General features: G+C 51.0%; 9 protein-coding genes. 5 read left to right on the forward strand and 4 right to left on the reverse strand.

All coding sequences use genetic code 11. From position 1 onward, the window contains the following. The first annotated feature begins 6 nt into the window (after nt 1-6). The 4 genes from ACNRUY_RS11980 to ACNRUY_RS11995 all read left to right on the forward strand — a co-directional run bounded on the left by ACNRUY_RS11980 (nt 7) and on the right by ACNRUY_RS11995 (nt 5048). Nucleotides 7-2145 carry a dihydrolipoyl dehydrogenase family protein gene (locus tag ACNRUY_RS11980; RefSeq protein ID WP_488111871.1) on the forward strand — a complete coding sequence of 713 codons (2139 nt, stop codon included), beginning with the start codon at nt 7-9 and terminating at the stop codon, nt 2143-2145. Between the two features lie 38 nt (nt 2146-2183). Continuing rightward, the gene (locus ACNRUY_RS11985; protein WP_488111872.1) at nt 2184-2864 is read left to right on the forward strand and encodes a hypothetical protein; all 681 of its coding nucleotides are present in this window, start codon (nt 2184-2186) and stop codon (nt 2862-2864) included. 141 nt (nt 2865-3005) lie between these two features. Beyond that, on the forward strand, nt 3006-4340 hold the full coding sequence (locus tag ACNRUY_RS11990; RefSeq protein WP_488111879.1) for a homoserine dehydrogenase: 1335 nt from the start codon (nt 3006-3008) through the stop codon (nt 4338-4340). A gap of 207 nt (nt 4341-4547) precedes the next feature. Continuing rightward, a complete protein-coding gene (locus ACNRUY_RS11995; protein WP_488111873.1) occupies nt 4548-5048 on the forward strand; it encodes a redoxin family protein in 501 nt (166 codons plus the stop codon). A gap of 43 nt (nt 5049-5091) precedes the next feature. On the opposite strand, the gene ACNRUY_RS12000 is transcribed toward ACNRUY_RS11995, so the two are convergent. The 4 genes from ACNRUY_RS12000 to ACNRUY_RS12015 are packed head-to-tail and all read right to left on the reverse strand — an operon-like array spanning nt 5092 to nt 8160. Beyond that, nucleotides 5092-5556, reverse strand: a complete 465-nt coding sequence (locus tag ACNRUY_RS12000; protein ID WP_488111874.1) for a CesT family type III secretion system chaperone — start codon at nt 5554-5556, stop codon at nt 5092-5094. Between the two features lie 8 nt (nt 5557-5564). Continuing rightward, nucleotides 5565-7169 (reverse strand): hypothetical protein, encoded by a 1605-nt coding sequence (locus ACNRUY_RS12005; RefSeq protein WP_488111875.1) that lies wholly within the window; start codon nt 7167-7169, stop codon nt 5565-5567. Next, nucleotides 7166-7636 carry a hypothetical protein gene (locus ACNRUY_RS12010; RefSeq protein WP_488111876.1) on the reverse strand — a complete coding sequence of 157 codons (471 nt, stop codon included), beginning with the start codon at nt 7634-7636 and terminating at the stop codon, nt 7166-7168. The genes ACNRUY_RS12005 and ACNRUY_RS12010 overlap by 4 nt, the downstream gene beginning before the upstream one ends. Next, nucleotides 7633-8160 (reverse strand): hypothetical protein, encoded by a 528-nt coding sequence (locus tag ACNRUY_RS12015; protein WP_488111877.1) that lies wholly within the window; start codon nt 8158-8160, stop codon nt 7633-7635. The genes ACNRUY_RS12010 and ACNRUY_RS12015 overlap by 4 nt, the downstream gene beginning before the upstream one ends. Before the next feature lie 248 nt (nt 8161-8408). Between ACNRUY_RS12015 and ACNRUY_RS12020 the strand changes: the two genes are divergently transcribed. After that, nucleotides 8409-8819, forward strand: a complete 411-nt coding sequence (locus ACNRUY_RS12020) for a hypothetical protein (RefSeq protein ID WP_488111878.1) — start codon at nt 8409-8411, stop codon at nt 8817-8819. The last annotated feature ends 73 nt before the right edge of the window (nt 8820-8892 follow it).

Below are 8892 nucleotides of genomic sequence, written 5' to 3' on the forward strand. Positions count from 1 at the left end.
AGCACGATGAATAAGAAAAAAATGCTGTTATTGGTGGCGCTTGTGGGGTTGATCGGGGCCTTCTTTGCCTTCGATGGACAACAGTATCTCACCCGGGATTTTTTTCAGGGACTGAACCGTGATGACCCCACCCTGACCATGGTTGTCTTTTTTGTTATCTATGTGGCGGTGACCGGACTGTCTCTTCCGGGGGCAGCGGTATTGACGGTACTTTCCGGAGCCATCTTTGGCCTCTTGCCGGGGCTGCTGCTGGCTTCTTTTGCCAGCTCCATCGGGGCAACCCTGGCTTTTCTTTGCTCCAGGACGTTGCTCAGGGACTGGGTTGAGAAGCAATTTTCCGGTTATCTGGACACCATTAACCGGGGGGTGAAAAAAGACGGTGCCTTTTATCTGGTCACTCTGCGGTTAATTCCTGCAGTGCCTTTTTTTGTGATCAATCTGGTGATGGGGCTGACGTCCATGAGAGTCACCACCTTCTACTGGGTCAGTCAGCTGGGTATGTTGCCGGGAACCGCTGTTTATGTGAATGCCGGAGCCCAGCTGGGGCTGGTGGAGGAGCTTTCCCTCAGTGGAATTCTGACTCTGCCGCTCATTGGTTCTTTTGTCCTGCTGGGGATATTCCCCTGGATTGCCCGTTTTGCCCTGGAACGGCTGAGAGTCCATCGTCTCTACTCCCGTTACCAGAAGCCGGAACAGTTTGACAATAACCTCACCGTGATCGGTGCCGGTTCTGCGGGACTGGTCAGCAGTTATATTGCAGCGGCGGTCAAGGCCAGGGTCTCTTTGATTGAAAAGCACAAAATGGGCGGAGATTGCCTTAACACCGGGTGTGTTCCCAGCAAGGCATTGCTTCGTTCGGCGAAAATGGCTCATTACCTGAAGCGTTCTGCTGATTATGGGATTGAAAATGCTACAGCAGACGTCAACTTCAAGGCGGTGATGGAGCGGGTGCAATCGGTGATCAGGAAAGTGGAGCCCCATGATTCTGTTGAGCGTTATTCCGGATTAGGGGTTGACTGTATTTCCGGAACCGCGCGCATTGTCAGCCCCTGGGCTGTGGAAGTGGAGGGGCGTCTGATCACTTCACGAAATATTGTCATTGCCAGTGGCGGACGCCCCTATGTTCCTCCTCTGGCGGGTCTGGACCAAGTTCAATACTACACCTCGGACTCCATCTGGGAGATTCGTGAGAAACCGGAACGATTGCTGGTGATCGGCGGTGGTCCCATTGGCTGTGAACTGACCCAGGCGTTTACCCGGCTGGGGGTCAACGTCACTCAACTGGATCATGGAACCCGGCTTCTGCATCGAGAAGACGAGGAGGTTTCGGAGCTGGTGATGGAACAGTTTCAACGGGACGGAGTGGATCTTCGCCTGCAGCATGAGGCCCGTTCTTTTCATAAAGCCTGGGATGAGGATAAAGAGGCTGAGCGGCAGTGGCTGGAGGCCGGGTTCCAGGGGCAGCGGGTTGAAATTGACTTTGATGCCGTGCTGTTTGCCACCGGGCGGCAGGCAAATACGTCAAACATGGGGCTTGAAGATCTGGGGATTGAGCTGACCGAGCGGGGCACTGTTGAGGTCAATGAATACCTGCAGACCCGCTACCCCAACATCTATGCCTGTGGTGATGTGGCAGGCCCCTACCAGTTTACTCATGTTGCCGCCCATCAGGCCTGGTATTGTGCGGTGAATGCCCTGTTTGGCCGGTTCCGGAAGTTCAAGGTGGATTATTCGGTGATTCCCTGGTGCACCTTTACCGACCCAGAGGTCGCAAGAGTAGGCCTGAATGAACAGGAAGCCCGTGAACAGGGGGTGGCGTATGAAGTCACCCGCTTTGGGATTGATGACCTGGATCGGGCCATTGCGGATGAAGAAGCAAAAGGGTTTGTGAAGGTGCTCACTGTGCCCGGCAAGGACCGTATTCTTGGAGTGACGATTGCTGGCTACCATGCGGGGGAGCTGATCACCGAATACATCAGTGCCATGAAGCATGGTCTGGGACTGAACCGTATTCTTGGCACCATTCATATTTATCCAACGCTCAGTGAGGCGAACAAATACGCAGCCGGAGAGTGGAAAAAAGCCCATGCCCCTGAGGGCGTTTTGTCCCTTGTGGAAAAATACCATGCCTGGATGAGAGGGTGACTATTATTAAAAGACCAGAGTGAACACAGGGATGTTGAATGAGCGACCCGGATTCGACCTCTGGCAGCTGCCCGCAACCGGTGGCTGCCGGGGGAAATAACAAACCCTCCACAAACCTCTCTTTTGAAAAAAACAGCAAGCACTGGCATCTATCCCGGCATGTATCAATAGTGGCTGCGGCCCTTCAGCAGGGGCTGCGAGCCCGAATCCAATCCTTTCTTCCTTACTCGCTGTATAAATGGGTGGCTCGAATTGAGTCGGTCCGGCATCAAAAAAAGCTGGGCCGGATGATTGCTGCGGTTCGTGAGCAGAACGATTGTGCCTGGCAGAAGCTGGGAGAAGGTCGGTCCGGGGGAGCCAGGGGGCAAGCCCTGAGAAGGTTGCAGCTGGACTGTGAGCAGACCCAGCTCTGGCTGGATATTCTGGAAGGTCGGGGGGCATCCTCTGTTACTGCCGATAGAGCCCGGGTGGTTGACTGGCTCGATGTGTGTGCCAGCACCAGTGACCCATTGGTGTATAGAGCAGCAAATACCCATTACCTGGATGCCAACAACCGGCTGAAAATCTCCGCAGTCCACGAGATTGACCTTAAACAGGAGCTGCAGGCTCCCCACTCATCACTGTTTCTCAGCACGGAACTGAAACAGCTGGAGAAAATGCTGGTGGATGAAGAGAGCGCCCAGGAAGCTTACCGTCGTTTTGGAAAAGTCAGTCAGTGAACGCTACAGCTTTTGATTTCTGGTCTAGTCTGATCCTTTTTGTTTCCAGGCTGGACGCTTTCCATGATCTCAAAAAGGCAATTGATCAAACTGGCTTCTCTGGGCAGTCTGCTGGCTTCGGTCGGGCTCAGGGCAAAGCCTATGCCACCATCGACCGCCAGGGCAGCTTCGTACCCTCAAACGGTGAACAAAACGGTGAACATTGGCATCTGTGGGCTGGGGACCGTCGGGGGAGGAACCTTCAATGTTCTGAAGAGAAATGCGGAAACCATTTCCGGTCATTGTGGTTCGAGGCTGCAGGTCATGGAAGTAGCAAGCCGAAGTTTCAACCCGTCCTGTACCCTGGAAGGCGTTTCCGTCGCCGGGCATATTTTGGATATCGCCCGGAATCCTCAGATTGATATTCTGGTGGAAACCATTGGCGGTTATGATGCCGCCAAAATCCTGATTCTTGAGGCGATCCAACAGGGAAAGCACGTTGTAACAGCCAACAAGGCACTGATTGCGGAGCATGGCAATGAGATTTTTGCCGCTGCCCGGAAACATCAGGTCATTGTGGCTTATGAAGCAGCCGTTGCCGGTGGCATTCCTATTATTCGCTGCCTTCGAGAGGGGCTGGCGGCCAATCGTATTCAACAGGTGGCCGGTATCATTAATGGCACGGGTAATTTCATTGTTACCCGAATGGCAGAAGAGCATTGCTCTTTTTCGGAGGCATTGAGGGAAGCCCAGAGCCTGGGGTATGCGGAGGCAGACCCGGCCTTTGATGTAAAAGGAATTGATGCCTGCCACAAGCTGACCATTATGGGAGCCATCGCTTTCGGAATTCCCCTGCAGTTCAACCGTGCTTACACCGAAGGCCTGGAAAGTATTGATCCGGTTGATATTCAACAGGCTGCGGAGCTTGGATTGGTCCTCAAACATCTGGGAATAGCCCGAAAGAGAGGCGAGGGTATTGAGTTAAGGGTGCATCCGACGTTAATTCCGACTTCGTCCTCCCTGGCCTCAGTGGACGGAGTGATGAATGGCATCCAGGTAAAAGGTGATGCCGTTGGGGACAGTTTTTACCAGGGAGCAGGAGCGGGTTCAGAAGCAACAGCCTCTTCAGTGGTGGCTGATTTGATGGACATCAGCCGTATGATCCAGCACCCGGAGCTGGCGGTGGCGCCTTTTGGTTTCCAGAATGATTGGCTGGATACATCGGTACCCGTGATACCGATCTCAGAAGTTGAGTGTGGCCACTATCTCAGAGTGCAGGCTCGCAAAGGCAATAGTGGGGTGAAGTCCAGGGTTCTGGAGATTCTTGAGGCTCAACAGGTTCCCATTCGAGAAACCCTGCAGATCAGCAAGCTGGAAATGGTGGTGTTGACGGAGGTGGCCAGAGAAAAAAAACTGCTCGGTGCTATGAGTCTGATGAACAAACTGTCTGGCATTGAGGACCCGGTTATTCGAATTCGAGTTGAAGAGCAGGTGTAAGACGATTAAATCCTGTGGTTGATCAGGATATAAGGTTAAGCAATCAATATTCGAGTTATTGAATAGCCATATATTAAGGCAGCCATCCTCAACCATTGATAAAAGCTGGCCAACGTTATGAAACAAACCGATAGACAAGAGGGAGGGAGAGAAGCTTTATCTAAGGAATAATTTCTATTAGGTTTATAAAAAAGTAAGAAGGAACTTATGATGACACCCATCGGAGAGCATCTGCCAGATATCAGTGTTTTTGAATACACGGATGAAGATAATTCTCACCCGGAGGGGCCAAAGGTTTGGCGTCTGCCGGATCTGGCCCACAAAAAGAAAGTGCTGGCCATTGGTATTTTTGGTGCGTATACCCCGGTCTGTACCGGCAGTCATGTACCGGGCTATGTGGATGCTTTTGATGACTTCAAAAAAAAGGGGATTGATGAACTCTGGTGTATTTCAGTCAACGATCCCTTTGTGTTGTGGGCCTGGTCTAAGGAGATCGGCAGCAGAGGTAAAATAAGAATGCTCAGTGACGGTTCCGCAGAGCTGGTTACTCTGATGGATGTGACCATTGACCTCTCTGCCCGGGGAATGGGGGTACGATCAGACCGGTTTGCCATGGTGATTGAAAACGGTGTGATTACGGATTTCCTGAGGGAAGATCCGGGCCATTTTGCCTACACCGATGCCCAGACCCTGTTGAAAAGGCTGTAATTTGTTTCGGTGCTCAAGAGTGCGCCGTTTTTGAAAGCGGTGCTCAGGGAGTGATCGGGTTGAACATCGGGTCAAACTGGTCAGCCAGTTTTTTCTGCACGGCCTGCTCTTTCTCCAGGGTCAGCTCCGGCTTGATCTGTTCCGCCACATCCAGCAGGTTGGAAATGATATTGTCCAGCTCCTCTGCCGAGCTGTTTTCAGCGGTAATTCGATAAGAAAGCGTCAACCGTTCTCCAATGGTATCCCAGCCCAGAATCCCGCCCCTGGTTTCCAGACCATAGGCATTGATTTTCATAGCCGCTTCCAGCCTTTTACGACGAATTTCTCCGATGCCAATTTCCGCAAGCTCCATTATGACAAACAGGTCATCGCAATAAGGTGGCGCTTCAATACTGACCGGCAAGTGGTCGTTGTAAATAAAAGAACAGACTCGTCCGGTGCTATCCAGAATATCGTCTTCAGCGCCGGCTCTTTTGATCCATTGGTGCAATAAGTCGATGGTGGTCATGGGATTCCTTAAGTGTTGATGGAATGGTTAAGGGGCAATGAGACAGTAGGCCTTACTCTTTCCGGGTGAACAAATGTAACCGCTTTGCGTTGATGTCGCCCCATTGGGGGTTTTGATTTAAGGCTGTCTCCCGCGGAATTGCTTCTGCTTTTGTTTCTACTGGGCATCAGTCTGGCCTTCAGCCAGAGGGATCCGTTTTTGATTCGCTTGCCCAAAGCACTTAAACCCACCACGTGAGAGAGCGTTTTGGCGGTTTGCTTTAATTGCAATCCCTGGTATTTGACTTTGTCCTGGTACAGAACTTTCCGGAGTTTTTTCATGGCGGCTGCTCTGGGTGCCAGTTGCAGCTTTTTGATGGTTCCATCGGTGAGTCCAAAGTGCCGGAGAAAATCCACGGCTTCTTTCAGCTTTTCGCCACGGGCATGTCGGAGTCTTAATAGAAATGCTTTTTCTGCAACGCCAATATTGTGGGTGGCCAGAGCACTGGTGGATTGCCGGTACTCCATCAGGACGTCGGTTAATTGCCTGTTTTTTTTCATTTTCCGGTGATGCCAGGCACTGAAGGCACCGTTCCCTATGGAGACAGCGGCCCCGATGGCTCCCGTTGCAATAAAGGCTGCAGGAGCACCCACGCCCGAAGCTGTCAGGCCTATGGCTACCCCGGTGGATGCAAAGTTGACGGCGGTACTGGCCAGGTGCTTTCGAGCCTGGAGGGTTCGCTCCTGTTTGATGTGTCCGGCCAGAGCGTGAAGCAGAGGGTCTTTTGTGGCTGCTTTGGCCCGCGCCAGGTTATTCAGGGCACTGATCTGGGAACCGGTTTTGACCGCTGATTGCACGGTACTCATTGCGGCCAGGGCGATGCCCACTCCGGGGAGTGCCCTGGCGGCTACCTGGCTGCTGTGTTGCGCCAGCAGCATTGCAGAGTGGGTGATGCTACTGGCCTGTTCTGCCTGCCCCGCAATTTGTGTTAACCGGTCGATGGCTATCTGGCTCTTGCTTCGGGAAAGGTCTGAGCCTTTTTCGGCCATCAGGGTTTTCAACTTTTTCCGTTGACGGGTTCGGGTAGCCTGGTCAAATCCGCGGGTTTGGGGATCATAGGTTTTCAGCAGGGCCCTGGCTTCTTTCCTCTTCCCGTGGGCTGCGGCATCTTTTACCGCCCCATAAACCGTTTCGCCTGTGGATTTAATAAATGAGATGCCCTTGGTGGCAATATTGATTCCTTCCAGAGCTTCAAAAGCCGTATTGAAGGCTTCATTGGGGATATGGGTGGTGCCATGGGTAATCCGTCTAGCCATTCTGGCCATTTTCATCCCCAGCAGGGTCATATGGGAGGTCTCTTCAACCAGCTCATTGGTTTTTTCAGCGACCGATGCGGCTTTTCCTGCCAGAGATTTTTTATGTTTCGTCCCCACAGGGACCAGTGTTTTTGCGGACAGCCAGACTTTGCCTGGGGGACTGCTGAGAGACAGGTTTTGTTTTCCTCCGGGAGCCACAGGCACCTGGCTGGCCAACGGTGGCCTGTAAAGCCTTTTTGTCTTTCGGGTTCCTGAGAGGTGAGGAGGTACGGTGAAGTGCCCTCCAAGCCGGGTTAAGTTTTCCGTTCCTGAACTCATGCACCACCTCTCTTTTCAGGGGAATGAAGGTGTTCCAAGGTGGCTTCCAGGGCAGAATAAAGATCAACCTGGCGGTCAGTCAGTCTGACCAGCTCTGTGAAAATGATGCCGGTCAAATGACGCATAATGACAATGGCTTCGTTAATCACCGGTACCAGGTTTTTTAAAGAGGTCGAAAGGTTCAGCTGGAGCACCATTTGCTGATCAAGGGAGACGATTTGTGCTGGCGCAATGTTGGGAGAGAGGGACAGGGCAAATACATCCAGTTCGAGGTGTTGAGTGACATCCATTGCTGTCAACAGAGACAATTCTGCTTGCTGGGGACTGGAAGGCAGCACAATCAATTCAGACTGGATGCCCTCGGACAGGGAAAATACCAGACTCTGATAAGGTGTTTCCTGACTGTCCGGGTTCAGCTGCAATGTTTCCAGGTGGCTTCTGACCATCTTCAATATTCTGGAACTCATGATAGAGTAGCCCCGTAGCAGCTTTCAGAGAGGAAGTCCGCTATTTGCCGGGCATCCCTCACAGAGCGTTGACCCGATTCCAGCTGGGCCAGGGCAGATGTAAGATCATCACTCAACTGTTGTACCGAGCGAATAAAAAGAGTGGGGTCAGGCTGCACATCCATTGCACAAACCCGGTTCTGGCGCATTAAAACCTGTCTGGTTTGGAGGTCGAGCAAAAAGTGAAACGGTGATAGAACCATTGACAACTGGTTTAGAAAAGCGGCAATAGCACCAAGGTTTTCCCCCAGCTTTAAAGGCTTGCCTGGCAGGGCCGTCATGATGACATTGCAGGTGTCAGGCATCATGCCATTGGCAAGAATGATATAGCCCGGAATGTCCAGTTGATGAGAGGAGGAAGTAGAAAAATGAATAATGATCTGGCCATCTATTTCTTCGGCAATACAAGAGCAAAACCGGATTTTTTCAAGAATGCCTGTTATTTTTCTGGCTTTTTTTGCTAGTTTTTTATTGTCTGTTGCCATAATTAAATGCTGATTCTTCCTATCTTCTTTCCTTACTGTTCAATATTTTGAAACAATCATCAAGGGTCTGTTTATACCTTAAACAAGTCATTGGTTAATTCAATGGGCTTTGGTGGTTTTCCACTATCCAAGCGGTATTTTATCTGTCGTATATTCGCCGGGCTAATCTACCCGTTGAGTCGGGTTTTTAAAGTACCTTAGTACTAAAAAATGATTTCTTTTGAATCATTTATGGGGATTGCTCGGCCATGAAAAAGTACAAGTTTATTGTTTTATCGTTGTTTCTAACGGTTCTTTATGGGTGTCAGTCGGGAAGTGATAACCCTACTCCTGCTCAGCCAGAAAATGACAGGCCTTCCGCACAGAAGGAGCTGGTTTACTATAACGAATCAGTCCACCTGTTTTCCGATAAAGTATATGATGTTCTTCCCGAAATTTTGTGGCGTGAAGGAGATGTTCAGTATATTCGGTCAGTAACGATCAAAAATGCCCATAAAACCCGGGAATTCACAGATGTTGATGAGTTGCTGAACTATCGATTTGCTACCACTGACTGGATGGAGCCTGGGGATTATAAAGAACCGTACACTATGTCCCTCTCCTATCCAGGGCAAAAACATGATCAAGAATCAATCAGCCCAAGCACTTTCATCATATAGTCTTCATCCCAGCCACAGGTTTTACGTTTGTTCTTGATACCAGCCTTCACTGAAGTATCAAGCTTGAGAAGGT

It is taken from the genome of Endozoicomonas sp. Z74 (genome assembly GCF_057680865.1).